At 66.6% G+C, this 26982-nt stretch carries 25 protein-coding genes; 11 read left to right on the top strand and 14 right to left on the bottom strand.

Going from position 1 to position 26982, the window contains the following annotated elements; all coding sequences use genetic code 11:
- Positions 1 to 2 precede the first annotated feature (2 nt).
- Genes HWV23_RS09605 through HWV23_RS09595 form a run of 3 tightly spaced genes read left to right on the top strand, consistent with a single transcriptional unit; the run spans position 3 to position 3850 of the window.
- Positions 3 to 1301 carry an O-acetylhomoserine aminocarboxypropyltransferase/cysteine synthase family protein gene (locus HWV23_RS09605; protein WP_178290188.1) on the top strand — a complete coding sequence of 433 codons (1299 nt, stop codon included), beginning with the start codon at positions 3 to 5 and terminating at the stop codon, positions 1299 to 1301.
- Positions 1298 to 2506 (top strand): homoserine O-acetyltransferase MetX, encoded by a 1209-nt coding sequence (gene metX / locus HWV23_RS09600; protein WP_178290187.1) that lies wholly within the window; start codon positions 1298 to 1300, stop codon positions 2504 to 2506. Before HWV23_RS09605 ends, metX begins: the two co-directional genes overlap by 4 nt.
- 60 nt (positions 2507 to 2566) lie before the next feature.
- Entirely contained in the window at positions 2567 to 3850 is a 1284-nt protein-coding gene (locus HWV23_RS09595; protein WP_178290186.1) for an O-acetylhomoserine aminocarboxypropyltransferase/cysteine synthase family protein, read from the top strand.
- Positions 3851 to 3859: 9 nt separating this feature from the next.
- Here HWV23_RS09595 and HWV23_RS09590 read toward each other — a convergent pair whose 3' ends face one another.
- The 3 genes from HWV23_RS09590 to serB form a co-directional block, all read right to left on the bottom strand.
- A complete protein-coding gene (locus HWV23_RS09590; protein ID WP_178290185.1) occupies positions 3860 to 4123 on the bottom strand; it encodes a hypothetical protein in 264 nt (87 codons plus the stop codon).
- 54 nt (positions 4124 to 4177) lie between these two features.
- Entirely contained in the window at positions 4178 to 5563 is a 1386-nt protein-coding gene (locus HWV23_RS09585; protein WP_178290184.1) for an MEDS domain-containing protein, read from the bottom strand.
- 89 nt (positions 5564 to 5652) lie between these two features.
- Entirely contained in the window at positions 5653 to 6288 is a 636-nt protein-coding gene (gene serB / locus HWV23_RS09580; protein WP_178290183.1) for a phosphoserine phosphatase SerB, read from the bottom strand.
- 135 nt (positions 6289 to 6423) lie between these two features.
- Here serB and lpdA point away from each other — a divergent pair, with 135 nt between their 5' ends.
- A complete protein-coding gene (gene lpdA / locus HWV23_RS09575; RefSeq protein ID WP_178290182.1) occupies positions 6424 to 7848 on the top strand; it encodes a dihydrolipoyl dehydrogenase in 1425 nt (474 codons plus the stop codon).
- 22 nt (positions 7849 to 7870) lie between these two features.
- Here the strand turns inward: lpdA and HWV23_RS09570 are convergent, their stop codons facing one another.
- The 3 genes from HWV23_RS09570 to HWV23_RS09560 form a co-directional block, all read right to left on the bottom strand.
- Positions 7871 to 9298, bottom strand: coding sequence for a hypothetical protein (locus tag HWV23_RS09570; RefSeq protein WP_178290181.1), 1428 nt, complete (start codon positions 9296 to 9298; stop codon positions 7871 to 7873).
- Positions 9295 to 10035: an ABC transporter ATP-binding protein gene (locus HWV23_RS09565; protein ID WP_178290180.1), complete on the bottom strand. Its 741-nt coding sequence runs from the start codon at positions 10033 to 10035 to the stop codon at positions 9295 to 9297. Before HWV23_RS09565 ends, HWV23_RS09570 begins: the two co-directional genes overlap by 4 nt.
- 67 nt (positions 10036 to 10102) lie before the next feature.
- Positions 10103 to 10612, bottom strand: coding sequence for a hypothetical protein (locus HWV23_RS09560; protein ID WP_178290179.1), 510 nt, complete (start codon positions 10610 to 10612; stop codon positions 10103 to 10105).
- A gap of 123 nt (positions 10613 to 10735) precedes the next feature.
- Between HWV23_RS09560 and HWV23_RS09555 the strand changes: the two genes are divergently transcribed.
- Positions 10736 to 11647 (top strand): oxidoreductase, encoded by a 912-nt coding sequence (locus HWV23_RS09555; protein ID WP_178290178.1) that lies wholly within the window; start codon positions 10736 to 10738, stop codon positions 11645 to 11647.
- Here the strand turns inward: HWV23_RS09555 and HWV23_RS17195 are convergent.
- The 3 genes from HWV23_RS17195 to HWV23_RS09545 all read right to left on the bottom strand — a co-directional run bounded on the left by HWV23_RS17195 (position 11644) and on the right by HWV23_RS09545 (position 15366).
- Positions 11644 to 11775: a hypothetical protein gene (locus HWV23_RS17195; protein ID WP_281362651.1), complete on the bottom strand. Its 132-nt coding sequence runs from the start codon at positions 11773 to 11775 to the stop codon at positions 11644 to 11646. The genes HWV23_RS09555 and HWV23_RS17195 overlap by 4 nt on opposite strands.
- 68 nt (positions 11776 to 11843) lie before the next feature.
- Positions 11844 to 12479 (bottom strand): DsbA family oxidoreductase, encoded by a 636-nt coding sequence (locus tag HWV23_RS09550; protein ID WP_178290177.1) that lies wholly within the window; start codon positions 12477 to 12479, stop codon positions 11844 to 11846.
- Positions 12480 to 12576: 97 nt separating this feature from the next.
- Positions 12577 to 15366, bottom strand: a complete 2790-nt coding sequence (locus tag HWV23_RS09545; protein ID WP_178290176.1) for a PKD domain-containing protein — start codon at positions 15364 to 15366, stop codon at positions 12577 to 12579.
- 242 nt (positions 15367 to 15608) lie between these two features.
- Here HWV23_RS09545 and mutS point away from each other — a divergent pair, with 242 nt between their 5' ends.
- From mutS to HWV23_RS09530, 3 genes are all read left to right on the top strand, one after another.
- Positions 15609 to 18245: a DNA mismatch repair protein MutS gene (gene mutS / locus HWV23_RS09540; RefSeq protein WP_178291641.1), complete on the top strand. Its 2637-nt coding sequence runs from the start codon at positions 15609 to 15611 to the stop codon at positions 18243 to 18245.
- Positions 18246 to 18393: 148 nt separating this feature from the next.
- Positions 18394 to 18639, top strand: a complete 246-nt coding sequence (locus tag HWV23_RS09535; RefSeq protein WP_178290175.1) for a helix-turn-helix domain-containing protein — start codon at positions 18394 to 18396, stop codon at positions 18637 to 18639.
- Between the two features lie 115 nt (positions 18640 to 18754).
- The gene (locus HWV23_RS09530; RefSeq protein WP_178290174.1) at positions 18755 to 19345 is read left to right on the top strand and encodes a DJ-1/PfpI family protein; all 591 of its coding nucleotides are present in this window, start codon (positions 18755 to 18757) and stop codon (positions 19343 to 19345) included.
- A gap of 51 nt (positions 19346 to 19396) precedes the next feature.
- On the opposite strand, the gene HWV23_RS09525 is transcribed toward HWV23_RS09530, so the two are convergent.
- Both HWV23_RS09525 and HWV23_RS09520 read right to left on the bottom strand, forming a co-directional pair.
- Positions 19397 to 19699: a putative quinol monooxygenase gene (locus HWV23_RS09525; protein WP_178290173.1), complete on the bottom strand. Its 303-nt coding sequence runs from the start codon at positions 19697 to 19699 to the stop codon at positions 19397 to 19399.
- A 44-nt stretch (positions 19700 to 19743) separates the two neighbouring features.
- Positions 19744 to 21144, bottom strand: a complete 1401-nt coding sequence (locus HWV23_RS09520; RefSeq protein WP_178290172.1) for a PAS domain-containing sensor histidine kinase — start codon at positions 21142 to 21144, stop codon at positions 19744 to 19746.
- A gap of 99 nt (positions 21145 to 21243) precedes the next feature.
- Between HWV23_RS09520 and mutL the strand changes: the two genes are divergently transcribed.
- Positions 21244 to 23241, top strand: coding sequence for a DNA mismatch repair endonuclease MutL (mutL, locus tag HWV23_RS09515; protein ID WP_178290171.1), 1998 nt, complete (start codon positions 21244 to 21246; stop codon positions 23239 to 23241).
- 250 nt (positions 23242 to 23491) lie between these two features.
- On the opposite strand, the gene HWV23_RS09510 is transcribed toward mutL, so the two are convergent.
- Entirely contained in the window at positions 23492 to 24487 is a 996-nt protein-coding gene (locus HWV23_RS09510; protein WP_178290170.1) for a DUF5784 family protein, read from the bottom strand.
- A 135-nt stretch (positions 24488 to 24622) separates the two neighbouring features.
- On the opposite strand from HWV23_RS09510, the gene HWV23_RS09505 reads away from it, so the two are divergent.
- Complete coding sequence (locus tag HWV23_RS09505; protein ID WP_178290169.1) at positions 24623 to 24796, top strand: DUF5786 family protein; 174 nt, start codon at positions 24623 to 24625, stop codon at positions 24794 to 24796.
- A gap of 3 nt (positions 24797 to 24799) precedes the next feature.
- Here HWV23_RS09505 and HWV23_RS09500 read toward each other — a convergent pair whose 3' ends face one another.
- Both HWV23_RS09500 and HWV23_RS09495 read right to left on the bottom strand, forming a co-directional pair.
- Entirely contained in the window at positions 24800 to 25501 is a 702-nt protein-coding gene (locus tag HWV23_RS09500; protein WP_178290168.1) for a DUF7530 family protein, read from the bottom strand.
- On the bottom strand, positions 25498 to 26412 hold the full coding sequence (locus HWV23_RS09495) for an NAD(P)H-binding protein (protein ID WP_178291640.1): 915 nt from the start codon (positions 26410 to 26412) through the stop codon (positions 25498 to 25500). The genes HWV23_RS09500 and HWV23_RS09495 overlap by 4 nt, the downstream gene beginning before the upstream one ends.
- 330 nt (positions 26413 to 26742) lie before the next feature.
- Here HWV23_RS09495 and HWV23_RS09490 point away from each other — a divergent pair, with 330 nt between their 5' ends.
- On the top strand, positions 26743 to 26958 hold the full coding sequence (locus HWV23_RS09490) for a DUF8015 family protein (RefSeq protein WP_178290167.1): 216 nt from the start codon (positions 26743 to 26745) through the stop codon (positions 26956 to 26958).
- Positions 26959 to 26982 lie beyond the last annotated feature (24 nt).

The following is a 26982-nucleotide window of genomic DNA, read 5'->3' as shown; positions in this document are numbered from 1 at the left end:
ACATGAGTAACGAGGAGCTGCAGCGAGGGGGCGACGGCCTCGGGTTCGGCACGCGGTGTCTCCATATCGGGCAGGGCCCGGACCCGGAGACGGGCGCCGCCGCGCCGCCCATCTATCAGACCACCTCCTACGAGTTTCCGGACGCCGACATCGCGGCCTCGCGCTATGCGCTGGAAGACCAGGGCAACGTCTACTCGCGTATCGCCAATCCGACCGTGCGCGCGCTCGAAGAGCGACTGGCCTCCCTCGAAGGCGGCACCGACGCCCTCGCCACCGCCTCGGGCATGGGCGCGCTCGACGCCGCCACGCTCGTCCTCGCCGAGGACGGCGACAACGTCGTCTCGGCCTCCTCGATTTACGGCGGCACCCATACCTATCTCACCCACACCGCCGGCCGCCGGGGCATCGAGGCCCGCTTCGTCGACACGCTGGACCCGCAGGCCTACGCCGAGGCAATCGACGAGGACACCGCCTACGTCCACTGTGAGACGGTCGGCAACCCCTCGCTGGTGACGCCGCCGCTGGAGGAAATCGCCGACGTGGCCCACGACCACGGCATCCCCCTCGTCGTCGACAACACCTTCGCGACCCCCGCGCTCTGTCGGCCGCTCGAACACGGCGCCGACATCGTCTGGAACTCCACGACCAAGTGGATTCACGGCTCCGGGACCACCCTCGGCGGGATTCTCGTCGACGACGGCTCCTTCCCCTTCGACGAATACCCGGAGAAGTACCCCGAAATCGGCGCCCCGAACCCCGCCTTCGACGGCGTCGTCTTCACCGAACGGTTCGGCGACCGGGCCTTTACGATGGCCGCCCGCCAGCGCGCGACCCGCACGCTGGGCGACCAGCAATCCCCCTTCGACGCGTGGGCGACCCTCCAGGGCGTCGAGACCCTCCAGTTGCGGATGGAACGCCACTGCGAGAACGCCCAAATCGTCGCCGAGTATCTCGACGACCATCCCGAAGTCGCGTGGGTCACCTATCCCGGCCTCGAAAACCACGAGACCCACGACGCCGCCTCGAAATACTTAGAGGGCGGCTACGGCGGCATGATAGCCTTCGGCCCCGAAGGCGGCTACGAGGCCGGCAAGCGGGTCTGTGAGGACACCGAGGTCGCGAAGTTCCTCGCCAACATCGGCGACGCCCGGTCGCTCGTCATCCATCCCGCCTCCACGACCCACGCCCAGTTGACCGAGGACGAACAGCGCGCGAGCGGCGTCACACCCGACCTGATTCGGCTCTCGGTCGGCGTCGAGGACGTCGACGACATCATCGCGGACCTCGATAGCGTACTATGACACAGGAGACAGTCTCCCTCGGCGAGTTCACCTTCGAGTGCGGCGAGTCCGTCGCCGACCTCGAAATCGCCTACGAGACCTACGGCGACTTTACGGGCGACAACGCCGTGTTGGTCTGTCATGCCCTGACCGGCAGCGCCCACGTCGCCGGGTCGCGCCGCCGCGCGGATACCGCCGGCCAGGCCCACGCGTGGTGGGACGACATCGTCGGCCCCGGCAAAGCCGTCGATACGACCGAGTACTACGTTATCTGCGCAAACGTGCCCGGCTCCTGCTACGGGTCGTCGGGACCGGCGACCACGAACCCGGAGACGGGTGAACCGTGGGGCACCGAGTTCCCCGCCGTCACGGTCGGCGACTGGACCCGCGCCCAGCGTCGCCTGCTCGACGAGTTAGGGATTCCGAACCTCCATGCCGTCATCGGCGGCTCCGTCGGCGGGATGAACGCGCTGGACTGGGCGAAACGCCACCCGGACCACGCCGACCGCGTCATCGTCATCGCCGCCGCGGCCCGACTGGACCCCCAGTGTCTCGCGCTGGATGCCATCGCCCGCCGCTCGATTACGACCGACCCGAACTGGAACGGCGGCGACTACTACGGCGAGGACAGCGACCCGCCGGTCGAGGGGCTGGCGCTGGCCAGACAGATCGGCCACGTCATGTACCTCTCGAAATCATCGATGGAGGACAAGTTCGGCCGCCGCTCCGCCGGGATGGACGCCGGCCGCGACACGTTCCCCAGCGACCCCGCCGCCGGTTTCTTCCCCTATCGTGAGGTCGAATCTTACCTCGACTATCAGGGCGAGAAGTTCGCCCAGCGGTTCGACGCCAACTCGTATCTCTACCTCACGCGGGCGATGGACAACTACGACCTCGCGTCGGGCTACGAGAACGACGCCGACGCGCTGGCAGCCTTCGACGGCGAGGCCCTGCTCGTCTCCTTTACCGGCGACTGGCATTTCACGACCGAGCAGTGCGAATCGCTCGCGGAGGCGTTCCGCGCCAGCGACACCGCTACCGCCCACCACGTCATCGATTCGGACCACGGCCACGACGCCTTCCTCGTCGAACCGGACCGCGTCGGCCCGCCCGTCGACGACTTCCTCGCCTCGGGCGTCCGCGGCAAGGCCGTCTCCGATACCGTCGAACGCGACGACGAGGGCGACGAGTTCGCCCCCGTCCACACCAGCCTTTTTTCTGACTGAACTCCCCTTAAAAAGTCGTTCGGGGGTGGGTTTACTACGATGGCGGTTAACCCCTCGGATATGTTCGACAGGGACGACCTGTACACCGACTCGCTGCACGCAGGACAGGAAGCAGATCCGACGACGGGCGCGCGCGCACCGCCCATCTATCAGACCACCTCCTACGAGTTCGAGGACGCCGAACACGCCGCGGACCTCTTCGCGCTTCGGGAACCGGGCAACATCTACTCCCGGATTATGAACCCGACCAACGCCGTCCTCGAACAGCGGCTGGCGACACTGGAGGGCGGCGTCGCCGCCATCGCCACCTCCTCGGGGATGGCGTCCTTCGACCTCGCAACCTTCGTCCTCGCGTCGGCGGGCGACAACATCGTCTCGGCGTCGTCGCTGTACGGCGGCACCTACACCTACCTCACCCACACCGTCGAGCGCCGCGGCGTCGAAACCCGCTTCGTCGACACGCTCGACTACGAGGCCTACGAGGAAGCTATCGACGAGGATACCGCCTTCGTCCACTGTGAGACCATCGGCAATCCCGCCCTCGTCACGCCCGACTTCGAACGGTTGGCCGAAATCGCCCACGACAACGGCGTGCCGCTGTTCGTCGACAACACCTTCGCGACCCCCGCGCTCTGCCGCCCGCTGGAACACGGCGCCGACCTCGTCTGGAACTCCACGACCAAGTGGATTCACGGCTCCGGAACGACCATCGGCGGCGTTCTCGTCGACGGCGGTTCATTCCCGTGGGACGAGCACGCCGACCGCTTCCCCGAAATCGCGAAGCCGAACCCGGCCTACCACGGCATCAACTTCTCCGAGACGTTCGGCGAGGCGGCCTTCGCCTACACCGCCCGGACCCGCGGCCTCCGTGACCTCGGCAACCAGCAGGCGCCCTTCGACGCGTGGACGACGATTCAGGGCCTCGAAACCCTCCCGATGCGGATGGAACGCCACTGCGAGAACGCGATGGCCGTCGCCGAGTATCTCGACGACCACCCCGAGGTTTCGTGGGTCACCTACCCCGGCCTCGAAAGCCACGAAACCCACGAGACCGCCAGCGAGTATCTGGACGGCTACGGCGGCATGATTACCTTCGGACTCGAGGCCGGCTACGAGGCCGCAAAGCGGACCACCGAATCGACCGACCTCGCGAGTCTGCTGGCGAACGTCGGCGACGCCAAGACGCTCATCATCCACCCCGCCTCGACGACCCACCAGCAACTCACCGACGAGGAAAAGCAGGCGAGCGGCGTCACCGACGACCTCGTGCGACTGTCGGTCGGCCTGGAGGACGTCGACACCATCATCGCGGACCTCGATGCGGCCATCGAGGACGCGACCTGATTCGGCGCGCTATCCGTCGTAGAAGAGGAAGACGGCCATCCCGGCCAGCGCAATGACGGCATAGGCTGGCTGTGCGAGGACCGTCTCCGAAATCGCCGTCGCGGCGCTCGTACTCGAAATCGTCCGCTGGCCGCCCAGAACGATATCAGCGGAGACGAGGAGGGCGACAAGCGCCCCGAGGGCGACGACGACGCCGACCGCACTCAGCGGATTATTGTCGACCCATCCGGCGAGTTTAGTGACCGGCCACAGCAGCGTTCCCTGAAGACCCATAGCCGTCGGTAAGCCAGGTGAGGAGATAAAACCGCGTCAGACGCCGACGGCGCCTTAATTCGTCACCCGCGGGAGTTCGATGCCGACGCGGCACTCCTCGTCGCCGTTCGGGAAGTAGAGGCTGCCGTGGGCCTCCTCGACGACCCACTTGACGATCCAGAGGCCGAGACCGCTGCTGTGTTCCAGCGCCGTCTCCCGGCCCTCACGCAGCGCACGGCGGTCCTGGTCGGGAATCGGCGGACCGGGATTGCGGATTTCGAGGCGGACCGGACCCTCCGTCGGCGTCGCGACGTCGAAGGTCACAGACGGCGTCTCGGTTTTCTGGTGGACGATGGCGTTGGTGGCGAGTTCCAGCAGGGCGACGTCGAGGTTCGTATCCGTCAGCACGGTCACGTGCCGGTCGCCGCTAACCGAGACCCGTGCGTCCGGAAACTCCGCCTCGATGGTCGCGGTTACCTCCTCGATGACCTCGCCGAGGTCCGTCGGTTCGACCCGCGAGTTCGAGAGCGTTCGTTCGATGTGCCGGGCTTTCTCGGCCATCTCGACCACGTCGTCGACGTGCTGCCGTGCGGTCGTCAGCCACTCGCGTTCGGTCGCCGAGAGGTCGGTGCGGTCCCCGATGAGTTCGAGATAGCCCGCGATGATGTTGAGGTCGTTGCGGATGTTGTGTCTGAGCGCCCGGTTCAGGACCGCGAGCCGCTGTTCGCGTTGCTGAATCCCGCGCTGGGCCTGCGAGAGGTCGTAGGTCTGTTCGAGCATGAGCCGGGCGTTCAACTCCGGGTTCCGCGAGTCGGTGTACTCCTCCGGCGGGACGTAGTAGGGGTTCTGACAGAGCCGGCCCCGGTAGATAATCTGTCGGTGGGTCCACAGCGCCTTGGCGATGGATTCCTCGGAGAACCGCGTGAGGTCGTACTGACAGAGGGCGGTGATCGGCAGGTCGGGACACCGCGTGTCGAACTGGGCTTCGAACTCGAGGATGCGGTCGAACGTGCCGGCCGTATGGAAACACCACGTGTTCTCGCCGACGACGCCGAGGCCCTCGTAGCCCTCGGCGATGCTCTCGTCGGTGCGTTCGTCCAGCGTTTCCAGCAGCGTCTCGGGGTCGAACTCGGCGTCGAGATACACCGATTCCGCGTCTCGAATCACCAGATCGCCGTCCGCCACACGCCGCTCGACGTCGATGCCGGCCGCACGGAGCGCCGTCTCGACCGCGTCGGCCGTGTTGTCATCGACCAGGTACAGACACTGCTTTCCCTGCGTGAGCGTGTGGTCGACGAAGGCCGCCGCGACGGTCAACTGCAGGTCGCGGGACTCGTAGAACAGCGCGAGATGCCGGTCGAGGTCGGCGCCGACGAACTCCGCTCGAATCGTCTCGAAGCCGTGCTCGTCGAGACGCCGATTCTGTTGGGGGGAGTATGTACCCTCACCGGGGATTCCCATCAGGTAGTCTCACGAACCAACCACTAATCTCAGTTTTGGCCGTGACATGGGATGAACCAACCGTGCGTAGCCGTCCGTCCACCCAAGAGTTATTCGAGGACGCCCTTCGCTTCCAGCAGCTCCAGCAGGTCGGTCATCGATTCGACCACGACGTCACAGTGCGGTCCGACGGCGGGCTTGGGTTCGTAGCCGATAGCGAGGCCGGCGACCTCCAGCATCGGCAGGTCGTTGGCGCCGTCGCCGATGGCGACCGTATCGGCCATCTCGACGCCGACGTCGGCGGCGAGGTCATCGAGGGCGTCGTCCTTCGTCCCCTCGATGAGCGGCCCCTCGGCGTCGCCGGTCAGTTTCCCGTTGCGCATCGGGAGGCGGTTGGCGACGATGGTATCCACCGAGACGCCCTCGGCTTCCAGTGCCTTGGCGACGCCGCGGTCGAAGCCGCCGGTGAGGATGGCGACGTGGTGGCCATCTTCCTGAAGGGCCGCGATGACGTCGGCCGCGCCGGGGCGCAACTGCACGCGGTCGAAGGCCGCCTCGACCTTCGCCTCGGGGAGGCCATCGAGGAGTTCGGCCCGCTCGTAGAGGCTCTCCGCGTAGGAGAGTTCGTCGTTCATGGCCCGTTCGGTAATCTCGTCGATTTCGTCGGCGACGCCGGCTTCCTCGCCGAGGAGGACCGTCATCTCCGAATCGGAGAGCGTCCCGTCGAAGTCGAAGGCGATGAGCATACCGCTTGTGGGGGTCCGGGGGTCACAAAACGTCCGGTTCGGGCCAACCGCGGGCGTCCGTGCGGGCCGCCAACTCGTCCCCAATGGCAATTCCTGCCAGTTTTTAACCCCGGCGGGCGAGAAGGTTGCTAACGAATGGTCGTCGGAGACATCGCAACAGGCACGGAGGTATTGATTATCGGTGGCGGGCCGGGCGGCTACGTCGCCGCGATTCGCGCCGGACAACTCGGCCTCGACGTCACGCTGGTCGAGAAGGACGAGTACGGCGGCACCTGCCTCAACGAGGGGTGTATCCCGTCGAAGGCGCTGATTCACGGTACGAACCTCGCTCACGACGCCAACAACGCCGAGGAGATGGGAATCCACGCCCGCGCCGACGTCGACCTCAAGGGGATGGTCGGCTGGAAGGACGGCGTCGTCGACCAACTGACAAGCGGCGTCGAGAAACTGTGTAAGGCCAACGGCGTCAACCTCGTGCAGGGCCGCGCGGAGTTCGTCGACGAGAACACCGCCCGCGTCGCCCACGGCGGCGAGGGGCAGGGCAGCGAAACCATCGAGTTCGAACACGCCATCGTCGCCACCGGCAGCCGACCCGTCCAACTGCCAGGGTTGCATTTCGACGGCGAGCGCATCCTGAGTTCGCGGGACGTGCTAAACCTCGACGAACTCCCCGATTCGATGCTCGTTGTCGGCGGCGGCTACATCGGCATGGAACTGTCGACGGTGCTCGCCAAACTCGGCTGTGACGTCACCGTCGTCGAGATGCTCGACGATATCCTCCCGGGCTATCAGGCGGACGTCAAGCGCATCATCCGCGGCCGCGCCGAGGAGTTGGGTATCGACTTCCACTTCGGCGAGGCTGCCGAGGGCTGGGAGGAGGTCGGCGGCGAGGTCCGCGTCACCACCGAAACCGAGGACGGCGAGACCTTCGAATACGACGCCGAGAAGGTGCTTGTCGCCGTCGGCCGCCACGCCGTCAGCGACACGTTCGACCCCGAGGCCGCCGGCCTCGAACCGAACGACGACGGTACCATCGACACCGACCATCAGGCCCGCACCGACGTCGAGAACATCTTCGCGGTCGGCGACCTCGCGGGCGAACCGATGCTCGCACACAAGGCGTACAAGGAGGGCCACGTCGCCGCGGAGGTCATCGCCGGCGAACCCGCCGCCCTCGACTATCAGGCCATTCCCGCCGCCGTCTTCACCGACCCCGAAATCGGGACGGTCGGCATGACCGAACAGGAAGCCGAGGAGGAGGGTTTCGACCCCATCGTCGGCGAGATGCCGCTTCGTGCGTCGGGGCGGGCGCTCACCCTCAGCGCCGACGAGGGCTTCGTCCGCATCGTCGCCGACGAGGAAACCGAGTTCGTCCTCGGCGCCCAAATCGTCAGCCCCGAGGCCTCCGAACTCATCGCCGAGGTCGGACTGGCCATCGAGATGGGCGCCCAACTGGAGGACATCGCCGCGACGATTCACACCCACCCGAGCCTTTCGGAGGCCGTCGCCGAGGCCGCCGCCAACGCTCGCGGCATGGCGACCCACACGCTGAACCGGTAGGCCGCGACGGCTGTTTTTCGACTCAGTTCTCGCCAGCGAGCGCCTTCCGCTCCCAGCGCGGGCCGGCCCGCCGATAGAGTCCGAGGCCGACGAGGCCCGCAAGAACCGCGTAGCCGACGCTACCGAGCGCCAACCGCGTCGGCGCCAACTGGAAGGCGATAGCGGCGACGACCAGCGGAATGAGGACGACCATGTTCGCCAGCGTGAAGCCGACGAAGACGGGCGTATCGAAGAGGAGTTCCGTCGGTTCGAGGCCGGCGAGATACGCGGTGATGCCGAAGATGTAGAGACACAGCGGCGCGAAGACGGCGATACCGACCAGCATCGTGCCCGTCCCGAAGACGACCGTCCCGAGCGCGAGGAAGGCGAAGCCGGCGGGCAGCGCGAGCGCACAGAAGCCAAGCAGTTTCGCCCGGAAGACGGCGGGCAAGGAAACCGGGAATCGGAGGTAGAACGCCGTATCGTCGAACTGGCAGAGCCAGTTGTAGGTCGTAAACGAGCCCAGCGCGAGCACGGCGGCGATGGTGAGGCCGGGTTCGGGTCGGACCGGCACTACATCGGGGAGGTAGGCCAGAAGTACTGCGAGGACGGCAAAGACCAATCCCTGCGAGAAGACGACCTTCCAGAGGCCGCCCGAGGACCGAACCACGTCGAGCAGTGATTTCGCCAGCAAGCCCTGTTCGTCGAAAGTACCCAACTTCGCGTTGAGCGTCCGGAAGCGGTCGACCGACGTCCGGGAGGGCGTCCGGCGGTCGAACTCGAAGAGTGCGCCGCCGACGACGCCGAGAACGATGGGGAGCGCGAGGCTGGAGATGACGGTGAGTGGACGAATACCCGACAGCAGGCCGTAGGGCGTGAAGACGAGCACGCGGCCGCTATCGAGGACGAGGGCGGCGATGGTTCCCAACGCGACGACGAGGGCGGCCGCTCGCGACCGGGTGTGAAGCCCGACGAGCGCAAAACTGGCGGCGACGCCGACGGCGAACATCCCCGACGACGTGAGGAACAACAGGGGCAGGCGAGTCGCCGGCAGGCCGGCCATGACGACCAGCGGGACGAGGCCGACCGTCAGCGGCAACAAAAAGAGGACGGCGTAGTAGCCGACGTCTTTCAGGAGGAACGCGACGAGCAGTTTCTTCGCCGAAACGGGCAGCGTCCGGGCCGAAAACAGCAGTAGCGTCGTCTCCCCGAGCAGGTCTTCGAGGGCGTCCCGGCCGACGAGGCCGACCGTGCCGACCTGCAGGCCGAGGGCGGCGACGATGAGATGGAGGCCAGCGATGAGAAGGCCGGTTTCGGCATTGGCGAGGGCGAAGAAGGCGGCGGTGCCGGCGGCGACCACCGCGACGAAGACCGGGAAGACGGCGAACCGGCTGCCGCCGAACAGCCGGCTGTGGAGGCGGAACTCCTCGATTGCCATAATCCGGAGCAGGTAGGGCATCGAGAGGCTCATTGGCGGGTGAGTTCGGCCGCGGCCATGTCCTCGTCGACCGACTCGAAGAAGCGGTCGAGCAGTTCGTCGCCCGTCATGCCGCGGGGCCGCAACTCCTCAAGCAGGTGGCCGCGGTTGATGATACCGACCTGCGTGCAGACTTCGGCCGCAGTCTCGACGAAATGCGTCGACAGGAAGAGGGTGTTACCCGCTTCGCGGTAGGTCTCGAAGAAGCGCTTGACCCGCTCCTGCATGATGGGGTCGAGGTTCGTCAGCGGTTCGTCGATGAAGACCACCTCGGGTTCGTGGAGGAACGCCTGCGTGATGAGGACCTTCTGGCGTTCGCCCTGCGAGAGGTCCGTACAGAGCGTATCGAGTTTGTGGGCGAACTCCAGCCGCTCGGCCCACGTGTCGACCCGTTTTTCGACGGTCGCGTCGTCGAGTTCCCGCGTCGCCGCGGCGAACTCGAAGTATTCCCGGACGGTCAGAAACGAGGGCGGGCGACCGCTTTCGGGGAGGATGCCGACGTGCTTTCGTGCCTCGACGGGCGTCTCGACGGGGTCGACGTCGACGACCCGCGCCTCGCCGGAGTCGGGGACCAGTTGGCCGGTGAGGATGTTGATGGTGGTCGATTTCCCGGCGCCGTTCGGGCCGAGGAAACCGTAGCACTCGCCGCGGTCGACCGAAAGCGAGAGCGCATCGAGGGCGAGCACGTCGCCGTAGCGTTTCGTCAACTCGCGCGTCTGAATCGCCGCCATTCGAGCAGAGGTTCACCCGCCGGGGGCCTATAGTCTAGGGGCGTTACGAGAAGAGAGTCGCCCTCGTTCAGGGCCGGTTCGAGTGGTCCGGCGCGTTGTTGTTGTCGTCGCCCTGTCCGTTATCGCCGTTGTCGCCGTCGTCGTCGCTCCGTTCATCGCCCTGCCCGTTGTTCCCCTCGTCTTCGTACTGTTCGACAGTGACCGGACAGGGGTTCTCCGCCGAGGGAGTGGTGTCGATATCGCAGGTGAAGCCGACGACGGCGCCCTGGTCGTCGACGGTGATGACGAAGTTGTCGCCGAAGGTCGACCGGCGGTCTTCGAGGCTATCGTCGTTGAAGCCGTCGTAGTCGACCGACGCGGGGCCGGCGTCGAGTTCGCCTTCCTTGTCGCATTCGTGGTCGGTCACGGTGCCGATACAGGTGACGTCGAGATAGCCGCCGTTGTCGCCGACGGTGACGCTCTCGTTCGTCCCGATAGTCGTGTCCTCGGTAACGCCGTTGGCCGCGGCGACGCCGCCGAGCGCGCCGACCGCGAGGCAGGCGACGGCGACGAACACTACGAGTCGATGGGGTCGCATACCTCGTATGCCACTCCTTACCCAAATCCGCTTTTCGCCCGACATTGCCGGGTTTATAAGCCAACGACGCGCTCCGACTGCCGCTCACCGAAGACGTAACCCCCTGGCAGCCCAGAAACCGATATGACCGACTGGACCACCGACGAGATGCCCGACTGCACCGGCGAAACGGTCGTCGTCACGGGCGCCAACAGCGGCCTCGGCCTCGAAGCGACGCGGGCCTTCGCCCGGAAGGGCGCCCACGTCGTGCTGGCGTGTCGCGACCTCGACCGCGGCGGCGCGGCCGCGACGGACGTCCGCGGCGACGTTCCCGACGCCTCGCTGTCGGTGCGCGAACTCGACCTCGCGTCGCTCGATTCGATACGCGAGTTCGCGGCGACCGTCGGGGGAGAACTCGATGCCATCGACGTCCTCTGTAACAACGCGGGCGTGATGGCGATTCCCCGCGGCGAAACGGAGGACGGTTTCGAACGCCAGTTCGGCATCAACCACCTCGGCCACTTCGCGCTGACCGGTCTGCTGCTCGATTCGCTGCGTGCGGCCGAGAACCCGCGAGTCGTCACCCAGTCCAGCGGCGTTCACGAACGCGGAGAAATCGACTTCGATGACCTCCACGGCGAGGCGTCCTACGACAAGTGGGACGCCTACGCCCAGAGCAAACTGGCGAACGTGCTGTTCGCCTACGAACTGGACCGCCGCCACGGCGACGACCTGACCAGCGTCGCCTGCCACCCCGGCTACGCGGCGACAAACCTCCAGTATCGCGGGCCCGAAGCCGAGGGCTCGCGGCTCAAACGCGCGCTGATGGGCGTCTTCAATCGGGTGTTCGCCCAGTCGGCCGCACAGGGCGCACTGCCGATGCTGTATGCGGCGACGGCCGAGGCCATCGACGGCGGCGAGTACGTCGGCCCCGGCGGCCTCTTCAATATGCGCGGGGCGCCGGAAAAGCAGCGTTCGAGTGACCGCTCCTACGACGAGGGGGCGGCCGAGCGGCTATGGGACGTCTCGGAAGACCTGACTGACGTAACGTATTAAGTGCGCACGTCGGTAGCGGGGGCGACCCGCGCCCACGCGTTCGCGTTCTCGCGGTCGTAGACGACGAGCGTATCGTCGAGACGGAACTGCCCGTAGCGGTCGCCGTCGTCCGTATGAAGCAGCGTCATGTTCATCGTTCGCACACCACAGGAATCGGCGGCGATATAAAAATCCCCCGCCGCCGTCGCTCGGTTGGTTAGGCGCCTTCGACGAGGCGTCGGAGCTGTTCGGGCGGAACCGCGCCGCGGGCGGCGTGGTTGTCCTCGGAGACGAACGTGGGCACGCCGGAAATTCCGGTCTGTTGGGCGTTGCGGAAGGCGTCTTCGAGTTCGGCCTCGCTCGATTCGTCGGCCAGCGTCTCCTCGACGAACGACTCGGGGATGCCGGCGTCGCTCGCGAGTTCCTTCAGGACGTCGATGTCGCCGATGTCGCGGCCGTCCTCCCAGAGGGCGTCGAAGACGCTGCGGTGGAACTCCTCGAAGGCCTCGGGGTACTCCTCGCGGGCGCGCCAGGCGACGCGCTGGGCGTCCAGCGAGTCGACGTCCTTCCGTAGGGTCTGGGCCATCTCGGCGTCGTACTTCTCGGCGAGGCGCTCGACGTTCCGGCGGGCCTCCTCGAAGTACTCCTCGTCCTTGCCGTCATCGACCGAGTGGTCGATGGAACCGTCGGCGTTTCGCTTGCCGGCCCGGAGGTCGAAGGGGTGCCAGTCGGTCTCCAGCGGTTCCTCGCGGCTGTCGCGATACTGGTCCAGCGACGCGTAGCCGAGATAGCAGAACGGACAGACGTAGTCCGCATAAATCTGTACCGTCGGGGTCTGCTGGGTTTCGCTCATACCCCTATTCGGGGACGGGCGTTTAAAAGGGCGTTCCCGGTGTGGCGGGCCCGTACATCACCGGAAGCGAGAGGAGGAATCGACGCTTGACCGTCCGCTATCGGCCCTTACCGTTCAGTTGCCGATAGCCCACGAGGCCACCGCCACCGAGAAGGGTGGCGAATAGCAGGGCGAACAGCCACCAGTCGCTTGCTGGGCCGCCGGTTCGGCCCGTCGCTGCCGTCTCCGTCGCCCCCGAGTCGTCGACGGTCAGCGACCCGATGCCGTCGCCGTTCAGCGAGAGCCGATAGTTACCGGCGCTTTCGAAGGTGTGCCGCATCGTCACCGTCCGGTTCTCGCCGGGCGGTACGGTGACGTTCTTCGTGGCGACGGGGTCGCCGTTGGCCTGTAGGGCGACCGATTCGGTGGCCGTCGCGGTGCCGTCGTTCGTGACGACCGCCGTGACGTCGACCGCGCGTTCGGCGTCCTGTTCGAGTTGCACGCGCTCGACGCTGAGAGCGGGCAACCGGAAGCCCATCGCGAACGTCGAGAGGCCGGGCAGGCGCGTGTTGTAGTAGACGGTATCGTTCGTCTCGTCGACTCGGGCCGCCTCGTGGCCCTCCCAGGAGCCGTTATGGCGGCGGTAGACGGTCGGCGGTCGGTCGTCGTCGGGCACCTCGGATTTCGGCACGGCGAGTGTCAGCGTCGCCTTGCTGATGTTCGCCTCGTCGATAGTGTGGTTCACCGCGAAGTACCCCGCCACGGCCGTGTGGTTCGGCGCGGGCGGGCCGACATCCGAGAGCGGCCGAACCGAGATGTTGAACGGGCCGTCCCGTTCCGGGAGCACCGTCACCTGCGTCGGAACCGGCTCGGTATCGGCGATATCAGCCTCGAAGGCGAACGCCACCGGCCCATCAGCGGTCCGGTTGACCACGCGCCGTTTCGTCGGGGAGAGTTCGATGACGGATGGGGACTGGGTCTGCGTCTCCGTCTCGGTATCCGATTCCGTCTCCGTCTCGGTGTCCCGTTCCTCGTAGATGCGGACGACGTCGGTCTCGGTGGTCGTCTCGCTATCCGAGGTGTCGCTGGTGGTCTCGTTGACGTCGGTGACCTCCAGCGTCAGGGTGTCCGTCGCCGTCTGGCCGACCGCGTCCTCGGCGGTCAGGGCGACGGTGTAGGTCCCCGGCTCCTCGAAGACGTTCGTCACGGTGTCGCCGGGGGCCGTCGTCCCGTCGCCGAAGTCCCACGCGTAGCCGACGACCTCGTAGTTGTCGCGGGTCCCGCGACCGTTGAAGATGACCTTGGTGTCCTCCTCGATGGTCGCGTTGGGGCCGGCGTAGGCATCGGGCGGCGTCGTATCGACGAAGACCGTATCCGAACCGTTCGTGTCGGTATGGCCGTACTCGTTTGTCGCGGTGACGGCCACCGACAGGTTGCCGTCCTCGCCGACACCGGCCGCATCGACGGTGAACGTGCCCGTGTAGGTCGACCCGCTCTCGTGGGCGAGGACGACGTTTCCGGCACCGAAGGCCGACGCGTCGGCGGTGACTGAGGATATTCGGCTCTCGTTGTGGACGGTGGCCTCGACGCGGACCGAGTCGCCGTCGGTGACCAGCCCGTCGCCGTCAGCCGCGTCGGTCAGCGTCGCGATATCGACCGTCGGCGACGGCGTCTCGACGGTGACGGTGCCGCTTTCGCCGCTGGCGCCGTCGACGCCGTCGCTGTTTGCGGCCCGGACGAGCGTCGCCGTGTAGTCGCCGTCGACGCTACCCCGGTAGGTTGCGACGTACTGGTAGGGGCCGCTGCCGGATTCGGTCGTATCGGCCTCGGTCAGCGTCGCGCTCTCGGCGCCGGAAACGTCGATTTCGATGTCGGTCAGTCGGTCGCTGGAGTTGAACGAGACGCGGACGTCCCGGCCCTCGGGGTTGGCCACGTTATATTCGGAAATCGTTGGGGCAGGTCTGGCGGCGCCCGCCAGGATGCCGAGGCCGGCCGTGGTCTGGACGGTCGACCCGCCGGCGTTCGTCACGGGGTCGACGGAGCCGTTCAGATAGCCGACGTAAATCTCGTTGTTGTCCTTGTGGACGTGCATCAACTCATGTGTCCCGTCGCCGTTCCAGTCGGCGGCTGCGACGGGGGCCTTGACGGCCTTCCCGTAGTTCCCGTCGAGTTTCTCCTTGCTGCTGTCCGCCGCCAAGAGCGCGAGGTTGTTGCTGCCCGTGATGTATGGGACGCGAACACCGCGGTCCTCGAACGTCGCCGGTTCGCCGATGCCGAGGCCGTTGTTCGACCCGAAACTCGAAAAGCCGGTGCTGTCGACGGTCTCGCCGTCGTAGTACTTGACCGTGGAAGAACTACCGAGATAGATGATATCGCGGTTACCGTCGCCGTCGTAGTCAGCCACGCCGAGCGGGCTGTTCGTGGCGATTTTGTTACCGCTGGGGTCGCGAACCGCTTCCGGCGTGCCGCCGGCTTCGACGCGCCAGAGCTTCCCGTTGTTGGAGCCCTTGTAATAGACGGCTGTCGTCCCGTCACCGTTCCAGTCGCCGACGGCGATGTACTTGCCCGTCGCATTATTGCTGACGAGCGTCCCGGTACTGCCGTCGAGGCCGATGGCGTGCAGGTCGTTGCTCTGGTCGATATACGTCACTTCGAGCGTCCCGTCGCCGTCGATGTCCTCCATCGGCCCGATGACGTTCGGGGAGACGCCGAGCGATTTCGTCGTACCGTTCTCGTAGAGGACGGTCAGCGTCCCGTCCGTATCGGCGTAGGTCGACACCGGCTCGCTGGCCTCGGCGGCGGCCGCGTTCGGGGCCGCTATCGCGACCAACCCGAGACAACCGACGAGGAGTACCACCGCGACGGCCACCCCGGCGAAAGCTCTGGTGCGGCGGGTATGCGTGGTCATGAGTAGTAATACCAAACAATAACCCGAACAGAGGGAAGTGAAGAGTGCCTAACAGTTTTGGCATGGCGAGCGCCGACCCGACACAGCACCAGACTGACGACGCCGAAGACGTCACCCAGCGTGGTGGCGATGGGACCAACGAGGGTGTCGTGGTCCAGCAGACCCCGTCCACTCGGCGGGCGAATATAAAACGGGACCCGCCGACCGTAGCGCTTTACCCCACCGCGGCCGGCGATAGCGACATGGCTTCGGGTATCGTCGGGGAGTTCTTCGAGTTGAAGGCCGACAGCGAGGCGGACCTGTTGGCGATGCAGATGGGCGATTTCTACGAGTTCTTCGGCGAGGACGCCCGCCTCGTCGGCGAGGAACTCGACCTGAAGGTCTCCGAGCGCTCCTCCGGCGGCGAGAACTACGAGATGGCGGGCGTCCCCGTCGACGACCTCACACCCTATCTGAAGGCACTCGCCGAACGCGGCTACCGCATCGCCGTCGCCGACCAGCACGACGAGGACGGCGATATCGTCCGGAAGGTGACCCGCGTCGTTACGCCGGGAACGCTCATCGAGACGGACGACGACGACGCGAAATACCTCGCGGCGGTCGCCCGCGACGGCGACGAATACGGTCTCGCGTTCTGCGATATCACGACCGGCACCTTCCGCGCGACGGCGGTTTCGGGGGCCGACGCGGCGAGTCGCGCGCTCACCGAACTCTACCGGTTCGCGCCGGTCGAGGTGGTTCCCGGCCCCGAGGTGCGGACCGACGACGACTTCCTCGCCACCCTGCGTGAGCGCATCGACGGCCGGACGACCCTCCACGACACGGAGGCCTTTGCCCCCGGCCGCGCTCGCCACACCCTCTCCGAGCAGTTCGGCGACGCCGTCGAAACCGTCGGCCTCGACAGCGAGGCGGCAGTCGCGGCCGCCGGGGCGGCTATCGACTACGTCGCCGAGACGGGCGTCGGCGCCCTCGCGTCGGTCACGCGATTGCAGGCCTACGCGCCGGACGACCACGTCTCGCTGGACGCGACCACCCAGCGTAACCTCGAACTAACCGAGACGATGACCGGCGGCGGCAAGACGCTCTTCGATACTATCGACCACACCGAAACGAGCGCCGGCGGCCGCCTCCTGAAGGAGTGGCTCACCCGGCCGCTTCGACGGGAGGGCGAACTCCGGCGCCGCCAGCGCGCGGTGGCGGCGCTGGCCGACGACGCGCTCGTGCGGGAGGGCCTCCGGGAGACGCTCGCCGAGGCCTACGACCTCGAACGGGTCGCCAGTCGCGCGGTGTCCGGAAGCGCCGACGCCGACGCGCTGTTGCGGGCCCGCGAGACGCTGGCGCTCGTGCCCGACCTCGCCGAGAGCATCGAGGGTGCGCCCCGACTGGCGGATTCACCGGTTGCGGACCTCTTTGCGGACCTGGACCGCGAGGCCGTCGCGGCCCTCCGGGAGGAACTGGAGGCCCTTGCCGACGACCCGCCGAAGACGCTCCACGAGGGCGGCCTGATAAAACGGGGCTACGACGAGGACCTCGACGAACTGGTCGCCCGACACGAGCGGGCCGAGGAGTTCTTCGAGACCCTCGAAGAGCGCGAAAAGCGCCAGCACGGCCTCTCCCATGTCACTGTCGGCCGCAACAAGACGGACGGCTACTACGTGCAGGTCGGCAAGAGCGCGGCCGACGGCGTGCCGGACCACTACGAGGGCATCAAGACCCTGAAAAACGCCGAACGGTACGTCTTCGACGAGTTACGGGAGAAGGAACGCGAAATCCTGCGCCTCGAAGAGGAACGCGGGGACCGTGAGTACGAGGCCTTCTGCCGCCTCCGCGAATCGGTCGCCGAGGAGGCCGACCTGCTGCAGGAAGTCGGCCGCACGCTCGCGGAACTGGACGCCTTCTGCTCGCTGGCGGCCCACGCCGCCAAACAGGACTGGACGCGCCCCGCGTTGACCGACGAGCAGGTGCTGGACGTCGAGGCGGGACGCCATCCCGTTGTCGAAACCGAGACGCGGTTCGTGCCGAACGACCTCTATCTGGACCGCGAGCGGCGCTTTTTGCTCGTGACGGGGCCGAACATGTCCGGCAAATCGACCTACATGCGACAGGCCGCGCTGATTTCCCTGCTCGCACAGGTCGGTTCCTTCGTTCCCGCCGACAGCGCCCGTGTCGGCCTCGTCGACGGCGTCTACACCCGCGTGGGCGCTCTCGACGAACTCGCACAGGGGCGGTCGACGTTCATGGTCGAGATGCAGGAACTCTCGAACATCCTCCATTCGGCCACCGAGGATTCCCTCGTCATCCTCGACGAGGTCGGCCGCGGGACGGCCACCTACGACGGCATCTCGATTGCGTGGGCCGCCACCGAGTATCTCCACAACGAAATCGGCGCGTTCACCCTCTTTGCGACCCACTATCACGAACTCACGACGTTGGCCGACGAGTTGCCGCGCGTCGAGAACGTTCACGTGGCTGCGGAGGAGCGGGACGGTGAGGTCACCTTCCTCCGAACCATCGAGGAGGGGCCGACCGACCGTTCCTACGGCGTCCACGTTGCCGACCTCGCGGGCGTGCCCGCTCCCGTCGTCGACCGCGCGCGGAACGTGCTGGACCGCCTGCGAAACGAGCGGGCCATCGAGGCCAAGGGCGGCGGCTCCGACGGGCCCGTCCAGACGGTCTTCGACCTCGGCAGCGGCGAGTTCCGGGACGATGCCGAGGGGACGGCCGAAAGCGCCGAAGCATCGGCTGACGGCGGTCCGGAGCCGCTGGACCCCGCCACGGAGGCCGTACTGGAGGACCTCGAAGGGATGGACGTCAACGAGGTGCCGCCCGTCGAACTGATGCGTCGCGTCCAGGAGTGGCAGGAACGGCTCGACGGGTGAGCCGTAGCCGAGTCCGGCCACCGAATGTCTCTGAACGTCAGATAGTGTTTCTAAGCCCCACCACGAACCATCAGACGTTCGCATACTTATAAACCCACCAGCAGTACACAGCATCGGGGTTACTGTGAAGCGTTCGTAAGTGATACCCATGGCAACCGACCCCGAGCGAGAGATTCTGGCGCTGCTCGCGGAGCACGGTGCGACTCCGGTCGTCGAACTGGCAGACCGACTGAACCGCCACCCCGTCACCGTCGACCGGCAATGTTACGACCTCGAAAACGAGGGCCATATCACGATGACCGCAACGAGCGGCGTCTACGCGCTAACCGAACAAGGCCAACGGCATTTCGACCGCCTCAACGGGGAGAGGGGCGGGCGGAAACTCGCGCCCTGACGCCCGCCGTCCACGGCCGTTCGGTAGTCGACGCGTTCTACCCGATTTCTCCCATTTGAGTGATGAATGCGCGGATTTTTGTATTCCGTTTCCGTAGCTAGTATGGGTGTTACCAATGGGCAAAGACATCCTGATGGTCGTTGGGGATTTCGGCGAGGATTACGAGCTAATGGTACCGTTTCAGGCATTGGAGATGGTCGGCCACGACGTCGACGCCGTCTGTCCCGACAAGGAGGCGGGCGAGACTGTCAAGACTGCCATCCACGACTTCCGTGGCGACCAGACGTACATGGAGGCACGCGGCCACAACTTCGAGTTGAACGCGACGATGGACGAGGTCGACCCGACGGAGTACGACGCGCTGTGTGTTCCGGGCGGCCGGGCACCGGAGTATCTCCGCACCTACGACGAGGTCATCGAGACGGTCCAGCACTTCTTCGAGGCGGACAAACCCGTGGCGGCGCTCTGTCACGGCCCGCAAATCCTCGCGGCCGCCGACGTCCTCGACGGCTACGAGATGACGTCGTATCCGGCCGTCCGCGCCGAATGCGAGGCCGCCGGTTGTTCGTGGGTCGATGAGGTCACCCGCGACGGGAACCTCGTAACCGGCCAAGCGTGGCCCGACCACCCCGAGTGGCTCGCGACGTTCCTCGAGTTGCTCGGCGACGAAATCAAACACGGCGCGCCGGCGGCGGCCGACGACTGAAGCAAAAGCGACGACTAACTATTTTAACGGGCCGGCGAGCGGACGGCCGTGCTACATCACGCGCGTCTTCGATTCGACCTCGTACCGGTAGAGCTCGGGGTCGCCGGCGAGGCAGGCGCCGATTGCCGCCTGAAAGGCCTCGAAGTGGTCGCTGTTCATGTGGGACTGGACGGCGTCGTCGTCCTCGTACTGCTCGATGACGCGGATAACATCGGTATCCTCGATGTCGGTGGTGACCCGATAATCGATGACGCCGTCCTCGGCGCGGGAGTCGACGGCGAGTTCTTCGACGCGTTCGATGGCTTCTTCGCGGTGCTCGGGGTCGATGGGGAGTTCGGCGTGCATCACTATCATGCACGTTGGCAACGCCCACCGCAACCAAAAGCCTTCGTGCCGCGCTACTCGCCGGTGTGGATTTCGATGCGGGCGCCGCCCGGTTCGCTTTCGACAGCGATAGCCGACCAGCCGTGGGCCTCGGCGACGGTATCGACGATGCGGAGGCCGAAACCGGTGCCGTCGGGACTCGTCGAGTAGCCCTGTTCGAAGACGCGGTCGCGGTCCCCCGGTGGGATGCCGGGGCCGTCGTCGGCGACGTAGAAGCCCTCGTCGTCCGCGAGCGTGCCGACGGTGACGGCGACCCCCTCGCCGCCGTGGTCCAGCGCATTGCGAAAGAGGTTCTCGAAGAGGCGCTGGAGGCGTTCGGGGTCGGCCGTAACGGTGCCGGCGCCGTCGTCGACGGTCAGCGTCGCGGCATCGGTATCGACCGATTCCCACGCGGCCTCGGCAACGCTGGCAATCGAGATGGAAACGGGGTTTTCGAGGGTGCGCCCCTCGCGGGCGACCGACAGCAGACCATCGATGAGCGACATCATCCGCTCGTGGGCTTCGGCGACGGCCTCGAAGTGTTCGTCCTCGCCGGTCTTGCGGGCGAGGGTCAGGCGGCCCTTGGCGACGCTGAGCGGGTTCCGGAGGTCGTGGCTGACGACGGAGGCGAACTGGTCGAGCCGTTCGTTCTGCCGTTGGAGTTCCCGCTGGGAGGCCTGCTGTTGGGTCACGTCACGGAACGCGATGACGGTGCCCTGAAACTCGCCGTCCTCCAGCGGCAGGAGGGCGACGTATGCGTCGTGGACCAGCGTCTCGCCGTCGAGGTGCACCTCGACCCGGTATTTGGCCTGCTCGATGTCGTTGTCCGACGACAGCAGCGTTCGGACGTGCTCGGCGTAGGTGTCGACGGTTTCGGGGGCGTAGTAGCCGGCCGCGACGAGGTCCTCGAATGACGTCCCGATGAGGTCGTCCCTCGAGATACCCAGCGCGTCGGCGTAAACCTCGTTGGCCCACGTAACGTCGCCGGTCTCGTCCAGCGTGAAGAGGCCGACCGGCGCGGTTTTGACGATGGTCTCGTAGGTAGCGAGTTCCTCCTCCCGCTGCCGGCGGTCGGTCACGTCCCGGAGGCTGAGGACGGTCACCTCGACCGACCCCTCGGCCGGGAGGTCGGACCGCCTGAGGGCGACCTGCCGCATCGTGCCGTCGGCGTGGTGGACGCGGAGTTCGGTGTCGACGGCCGCAGCAGCGTCGTCGGCGAGCAGGTCGCGCGCAACGTCCCGGTCGTCCTCGTGGACGAACTCCGTTATCGGCATACCGACGAGGGATTCGGGGTCGTAGCCGAGGACGTCCCTCGCGGCGGCGTTGGCGTATTCGATGGTGCCGTCGTCGAGGACCACGACGACTTCGGCGGCAGCGTCGAGCAGCGCGCGGTACCAGTCCCGGTCCCGCGGCTCCGGGCCGCCGTCCTCGTTCATAGCATGTGGTCGTCGCACCCGAGTATAACGATTGTGCCCGATGCGCTGAGAAAGAGTTAGGTACGGTGAGCGGCCAACGGCGTACGTACGCGGCCCCTCATGGCTCCGGAAATCAGACAACTCGACGAGACGACGCGGGACCGAATCGCCGCCGGCGAGGTCGTCGAGCGACCGGCATCGGTCGTCAAGGAACTGGTCGAGAACGCCTTAGACGCCGACGCCTCCCGCGTGGACGTCCGCGTCGAGGCCGGCGGCACCGACCGCATCGTCGTTTCCGACGACGGCTTCGGCATGGCCGAAAGCGAGGCCCGCAAGGCCGTCCGGGAGCATACGACCAGCAAACTCCGGGATATCGGCGACCTCGACGCCATCGGCACCCTCGGCTTCCGCGGGGAGGCCCTCCACGCCATCGGGTCGGTCGCCCGGCTGGCGATTCGGACGAAGCCACGCGGTGGCTCCCGCGGCACCGAACTCGTCGTCGAGGGCGGCGACGTGGTCGAGTGCGGCCCTGTCGGCTGTCCCGAGGGCACGACCGTCGAAGTGACCGACCTCTTCGGGAACGTCCCCGCGCGGCGGAAATACCTCAAGACCGCCGCCACGGAGTTCGACCACATCCAACAGGTCGTCGCCGGTTACGCGCTGGCCAACCCCGGCGTCGCGGTGACGCTGGAACACGACGGCCGCGAGACCTTCTCGACGCCCGGCGACGGCGACCGCCGCAGCGCCGTCCTCTCGGTCTACGGCCGCGAAGTCGCGGCGTCGATGATTCCCGTCGGCGACGCCCGCGAGGAGGGCGACGCCGACACCGACGCCGGCCCGCTGGCGGGCGTCGAGGGCCTCGTCAGCCACCCCGAAACGAACCGCGCGAGTCGCGAATACATGACGACGCTCGTCAACGGCCGCTACGTGACCGCGAACGTCGTCCGAGAGGCCATCGTCGACGCCTACGGAACCCAACTCGCGCCGGACCGCTACCCCTTCGCCGTCATCGACATCGACGTCCCGGCCGGCGGCGTCGACGTGAACGTCCACCCCCGAAAACTGGAGGTGCTCTTCGCCGACGACGAGGGCGTCCGCGAGACGGTCAGCGACGCGGTGGAGGCCGCACTGCTGGAGGAGGGTCTGCTCCGCTCGCGTGCGCCGCGCGGACGGTCGGCCCCCGAACAGACCGAAATCTCGCCGGATACGGGCGAAGGCGGTGATGCGGACAACCCGGAACGCACCGACTCGGGTCACCGTGCTCGACCCGAAACGGGGGCGGGTTCGAACCCCACCGACGCTTCGCGTGGAACGAATCGAGCGGACGCTTCGTCGACGGCTTCGCGAAGCGAGCCATCCGCTGCGTGGGAGGAGGACGATGCTATCGAGGAGGCCCCCGCGCAGTCGCCCGATTCCGCCGCCAGAGACGAGGACAACGACCGCTTCCGCGAGACGCCGGACCAGCGCACCTTCGGCGGCACCGAAACGACGGGCACGCCCAAGGCGATGGACCGCCTGCCGGAACTACGCGTCCTCGGGCAGTTCGACGGCACCTACATCGTCGCGGAAACCGACGACGGCCTCGTGTTGGTCGACCAGCACGCCGCCGACGAACGGGTCAACTACGAGCGACTTCAGGAACGCTTCGCGGGCGAGGTGACCACGCAGGCGCTCGCCGACCCGATTGAACTGGATTTGACTGCCCGCGAGGCCGCGCTGCTGGACGATTATCAGGAGGCGCTGGCCCGCCTCGGCTTCCGCGTCCAGCGGACCGGCGACCGGACCGCCGCGGTGACGACGGTGCCGGCACTGGTCGCCGAGCGTATCGGGGACGACGCGCCCGAACTCGCCCGCGACCTGCTGGCGGAGTTCGTCGACGGCGACCCAGAAGGAACGGTCGAGTCCGTAGTGGACGACCTGCTCGGGGATTTGGCCTGCCATCCGTCTATTAAGGGTAATACGTCGCTGCGCGAGGGGACGGTGACGGGGCTGCTGTCGGCGCTGGACGACTGCGAGAACCCCTACGCCTGTCCGCACGGTCGGCCGACGATTATCGAACTCTCACGCGAGGAGATTCAGGACCGCTTCGAGCGCGATTATCCCGGTCACGGCGGCTAGGATTGTACGTTCTTTTATGAACCGAGCTTGGTGACTATCGAACCGCAATCACCTCGAAAGCCCTCGGCGCGGAGGCGGTCGCTGAGCGGGATATCCTCCCTACGGTCGGATAGGGCCCGCTCAGACGACCAAGTAAACGCCTCCCCGCCTCGCCCTTTCAGTCCACCAGGATAGCAGTTGGTTGACCAGCAGAAACCGATAGTGAGCGTCCCTTTTTAAGCAGCACTGAAAATCGAGAAGGTCGCCGTCCTCAGACCCACTCGATGGCGTCCTTGAGGTCGAAGGGGAGTTTGCCGTAGCGGTAGCCTTCGATGTGCCCGTCGGGGCGGACCCGGAAGACGACGGTCGGTTCGTGGTCGACGTGGGGTTGTTCGCCCTTGACGGCGGCCCACTCGGGCCCGGTAAAGGAGGTACAGTCGACGAAGAGGGCCGCGTCGGGGTGTTTGGCGAGTTGGTCGTCCTGCTTTGCCTTCCCGGTTTCGCGGACCGCGGCGACGGGGTGGTCCGCGCGGGAGCGGCGGGCGGGCGGTTCGGGGCGGGTGACCTCGACGAGTCGGCCGTCGACGGCGAAATCGAGCGCGTGGCCGCTTTCCTGTTCGACCTCGGGTTCGAAGTCGAGGCCGGCGTCGTGGAGGATTTTAGCAACGTTAAATTCGGCCATCGTGGCGCGCATGCGGGTCAGGTCGTAGCCCGGCGAGGTGCCGAGTTTCGAGGCCATCGTGTAGCGGTGGGCGTCGAGGGCGCCCGTCGAGAGGAAGGCTTCGTAGAATTCGAGGCCCTCCTCGCGGGTCGCGTCGGGAAAGCCGGCGGCGTCCTCGGCGAAGAACCGGCGCGTCGAATCGCGGCCGTCCTTCGAGCAGAAGACGGGCAGGAAGAACCACGTGACGTGTTCGTAGTCGGTCAGCCACGGGTCGGTGAGTTCCATGCGAGCGGTGAGTTCCCGCTGGGCCCACCGGGAGACGGCGTAGGGCGCCTCGTCGAAGGTCTCTTTCTCGGTGCGCCACAGCGGCTCGGGGGTTTCGGTGTTTCCGAGCCAGTAGGCGCGGCCCGGTCGGAAACAGAAGAGGGCGATGTCGCCGTTGTCCATCTCGAAGCGGACGGCGTCGTATCGGTCGTCGTTGACGGCGAACCACGGCTCTTCGATGCGGGCGCCGAAGGACGACGCCAGCGGGGCGAGAAGTTGCTTGCGGACCCGGTCGCGGGTCCACGTCTCGTTCGAGCGTCGGAAACGGAGAGGGCCGGCCACACGAATCGTAATCGGCCGTCGGGTTTACCGGTTTCGCACGCCGGCGGCGTGAACGCAACGTCGCGTTTATAAATGTACGTCCATCGGCCCCGTTACATTAATAATGTATAATCGCAAAGTGGGAGTGTACTTACCATGTCAATGGGTGCCTATGACGAAGACGAGCACGAGCGCCGCGAAGAGAAAACCTCCACCGTCGATGCCGACTTCGATGACGAGCGAACCAACTACGAGGGGGAAGTAGAGTACGATTCGGGGGATTCGACGGAGGCGCTGCTCGACCAGTACAAGCAGATTCAGTCGCAGTAATCCTCACCCTGTTTCTCGCCACCGCAACAGCGCCAGCGACGCCGTCGTCACGACGAAGACGGCAGTTACGTGTCCGAGAAGCGCCGCCAGCAGGACCGGGAAATCGAGGATGAAGGGCACGAGAACGAGTTGGATGACGCCGAACAGCAGCGTCTCGCGGTCGGCCCGCCGCAGCGTCGCGGCGGTTTCTGGGTCAAACCGATAGGTCGCCGACCGCCAGAGCGCGACGATGGCGGCCCACCACCCGGTTCCGAGCCGATAGCAGAGGTCCCACATCACGAGCAGCGTCAGGTAGACCACGAGCGTCGGCGGCCGCATGCCGAAGAGCCGTTCGACCAGCGGGCCGCCGCCGGGGTCGAAGACGAACAGGTGGGTGACGAAGGCGATAAACGCCAAAACCGAGAGGACCACCTCGACGCTGGAGCCGAACAGCAGGCGGCGGTAGGCCTCCGGGGTCTCGGGCACCCGCGCGGCGCCGCTGATACGGAGCATTTCGGCGCTGCCGGCCGCGGCGACGGCGACGGCGGCGGTGCCCGGCACGATGATGTCCGGGAGGGCGTAGTACCACGCCAGCCCCAGCAAGGACACCTCGAAGACGAGTAGTTGGATGGCGATAGCGGCCCCCCGGGAGATGTTGACGCCCGGAAGCGCGCCGATGATGCTCTCGTAAGCCCACGTCTCGCCGTACTCGGGGCGGCGTCTCACGTCTCGGACACCCCCACCGGTTCGGCGAGGATGGCCCGGTCACCCAGCGCCTGCCGGACGGCCTCGTCGAAGGGCGTCAACTCGACGTCGACGTGGTCGTCGATGCTGTGGTCGGTGACGACGACGGTGTTGCGCATCCCCTCGACCAGCGGCCGGGCGACGCTGGTCGAGACGTCGGTCACCACCGAGAGCCACCGGGCCGATAGCCGCGGCGACAGGACGGGCACGGGCAGGATGAGTGGCTGGCGGCCGGTCAGCAACTTCGCGGTGTATCGCAGGATTTCCTGATAGGAGAGGACGTCCGGGCCGCCGATTTCGTAGGTTTCACCCGCCGTTTCGGGCGCGTCCAGCACGCCGACCAGGTACTCGATGACGTCGTCGATGAAGATGGGCTGGCATTCGGTGCGGACCCACTTCGGCGTCACCATCGCGGGAAGACGGCTGCCGAGTTGGGCGATGAGTTCGAAACTCGCCGACCCCTCGCCGACGATGATGGCGGCCCGAAGCGTCGTGAGGTCGGCCTCGCCCTCCGCGAGAATCCGCTCGACTTCGCGACGCGAGCGGAGGTGCGGCGAGAGTTTGTCGCGGTCGTCCCCGAGGCCGCCGAGATAGATGGTGCGCTCGATACCGGCGGCGTCGGCGGCATCGACGAAGGTGCGGGCCGCCAGCCGGTCGCGGGCCTCGAAATCTCCACCGGTCCCCATCGAGTGGACGAGATAGTAGGCGGCGTCGGCCGACGGAAACGTCACGGGCGGTTTCAGCAGGTCGCCTTCGACGGTTTCGACGCCCGCGGGGGCGTCGTAGCGGTCCGCGTCCCGAACGAGCGCGACCACGTCGTGGCCGCGTTCGAGCAGAGCGGACACCAGCCGGCTGCCGACGAACCCCGACGCCCCCGTCACGAGCACGCGCATACTCGATTCGTTGCCGGCCACGCCCTTAATCCCACCCCGGCGCTCGTGGGCCGTCTCGCCGCGGAGGACCGGTAGCCGACCCATTCAGTAGCAGCCGCGGCAAGTAGAGTATCGTGGCTGTCTCATGGAGCCATTATATACCGTCATTCGGTCCAAAAACCGCCTCCGACGTAACAAGGCTGTTTGTGGACACATCTAGAAATAATATATGAATATAATCACTCGCCTTCTCGACAATTTCGAAGTAAGATTTTAGTTACAAGCCGTTGTCAGTATCGAGTGGAGGTGGTGTTGATGTCGGAGCGACAACCTCGTAGCGATATCTCTCGGATGGCCCGTCCGGCAGGGCCGGACGAACGACGAACGCTCGACATCTCCGAACTCTCCCGATACGACCTCCTGCTTGCGACGATTCCGTTGCTGTTGGTGATCGGCTGGCTGGTCGGTCAGGTGACGAGCGTGCCCGTCTGGGCGGCGCTCGCGGCGAGTGCGTTCGTGGTGTTGCCGCTCGTGGCCGACGGGTTAGCGGTCAACCCGCCCCGGTAGGTCGCGTCCCTTTTGAGTCGCTGG

Origin of the sequence: Natronomonas halophila, assembly GCF_013391085.1 — an archaeon.
GTDB classification, from domain to species: domain Archaea; phylum Halobacteriota; class Halobacteria; order Halobacteriales; family Haloarculaceae; genus Natronomonas; species Natronomonas halophila.
Note: the sequence above shows the minus strand (reverse complement) of the source record. Positions and strands in the feature narration are given on the sequence as shown.

Bases quoted from the DNA above. Each gene is read 5' to 3' on its own strand.
- HWV23_RS09495 (WP_178291640.1), bottom strand. From the start codon at position 26,412: ATGCGCGTGCTCGTGACGGGGGCGTCGGGGTTCGTCGGCAGCCGGCTG.
- HWV23_RS09585 (WP_178290184.1), bottom strand. From the start codon at position 5,563: ATGGGAATCCCCGGTGAGGGTACATACTCCCCCCAACAGAATCGGCGT.
- metX (WP_178290187.1), top strand. From the start codon at position 1,298: ATGACACAGGAGACAGTCTCCCTCGGCGAGTTCACCTTCGAGTGCGGC.
- HWV23_RS09530 (WP_178290174.1), top strand. From the start codon at position 18,755: ATGGGCAAAGACATCCTGATGGTCGTTGGGGATTTCGGCGAGGATTAC.
- HWV23_RS17195 (WP_281362651.1), bottom strand. From the start codon at position 11,775: ATGACGCTGCTTCATACGGACGACGGCGACCGCTACGGGCAGTTCCGT.
- HWV23_RS09550 (WP_178290177.1), bottom strand. From the start codon at position 12,479: ATGAGCGAAACCCAGCAGACCCCGACGGTACAGATTTATGCGGACTAC.
- lpdA (WP_178290182.1), top strand. From the start codon at position 6,424: ATGGTCGTCGGAGACATCGCAACAGGCACGGAGGTATTGATTATCGGT.
- HWV23_RS09590 (WP_178290185.1), bottom strand. From the start codon at position 4,123: ATGGGTCTTCAGGGAACGCTGCTGTGGCCGGTCACTAAACTCGCCGGA.
- HWV23_RS09545 (WP_178290176.1), bottom strand. From the start codon at position 15,366: ATGACCACGCATACCCGCCGCACCAGAGCTTTCGCCGGGGTGGCCGTC.
- HWV23_RS09520 (WP_178290172.1), bottom strand. From the start codon at position 21,144: ATGAACGAGGACGGCGGCCCGGAGCCGCGGGACCGGGACTGGTACCGC.
- HWV23_RS09505 (WP_178290169.1), top strand. From the start codon at position 24,623: ATGTCAATGGGTGCCTATGACGAAGACGAGCACGAGCGCCGCGAAGAG.
- HWV23_RS09535 (WP_178290175.1), top strand. From the start codon at position 18,394: ATGGCAACCGACCCCGAGCGAGAGATTCTGGCGCTGCTCGCGGAGCAC.
- HWV23_RS09555 (WP_178290178.1), top strand. From the start codon at position 10,736: ATGACCGACTGGACCACCGACGAGATGCCCGACTGCACCGGCGAAACG.
- HWV23_RS09605 (WP_178290188.1), top strand. From the start codon at position 3: ATGAGTAACGAGGAGCTGCAGCGAGGGGGCGACGGCCTCGGGTTCGGC.
- HWV23_RS09565 (WP_178290180.1), bottom strand. From the start codon at position 10,035: ATGGCGGCGATTCAGACGCGCGAGTTGACGAAACGCTACGGCGACGTG.
- HWV23_RS09570 (WP_178290181.1), bottom strand. From the start codon at position 9,298: ATGAGCCTCTCGATGCCCTACCTGCTCCGGATTATGGCAATCGAGGAG.
- HWV23_RS09595 (WP_178290186.1), top strand. From the start codon at position 2,567: ATGTTCGACAGGGACGACCTGTACACCGACTCGCTGCACGCAGGACAG.
- mutS (WP_178291641.1), top strand. From the start codon at position 15,609: ATGGCTTCGGGTATCGTCGGGGAGTTCTTCGAGTTGAAGGCCGACAGC.
- HWV23_RS09490 (WP_178290167.1), top strand. From the start codon at position 26,743: ATGGCCCGTCCGGCAGGGCCGGACGAACGACGAACGCTCGACATCTCC.
- HWV23_RS09560 (WP_178290179.1), bottom strand. From the start codon at position 10,612: ATGCGACCCCATCGACTCGTAGTGTTCGTCGCCGTCGCCTGCCTCGCG.
- serB (WP_178290183.1), bottom strand. From the start codon at position 6,288: ATGCTCATCGCCTTCGACTTCGACGGGACGCTCTCCGATTCGGAGATG.
- mutL (WP_178290171.1), top strand. From the start codon at position 21,244: ATGGCTCCGGAAATCAGACAACTCGACGAGACGACGCGGGACCGAATC.
- HWV23_RS09525 (WP_178290173.1), bottom strand. From the start codon at position 19,699: ATGATAGTGATGCACGCCGAACTCCCCATCGACCCCGAGCACCGCGAA.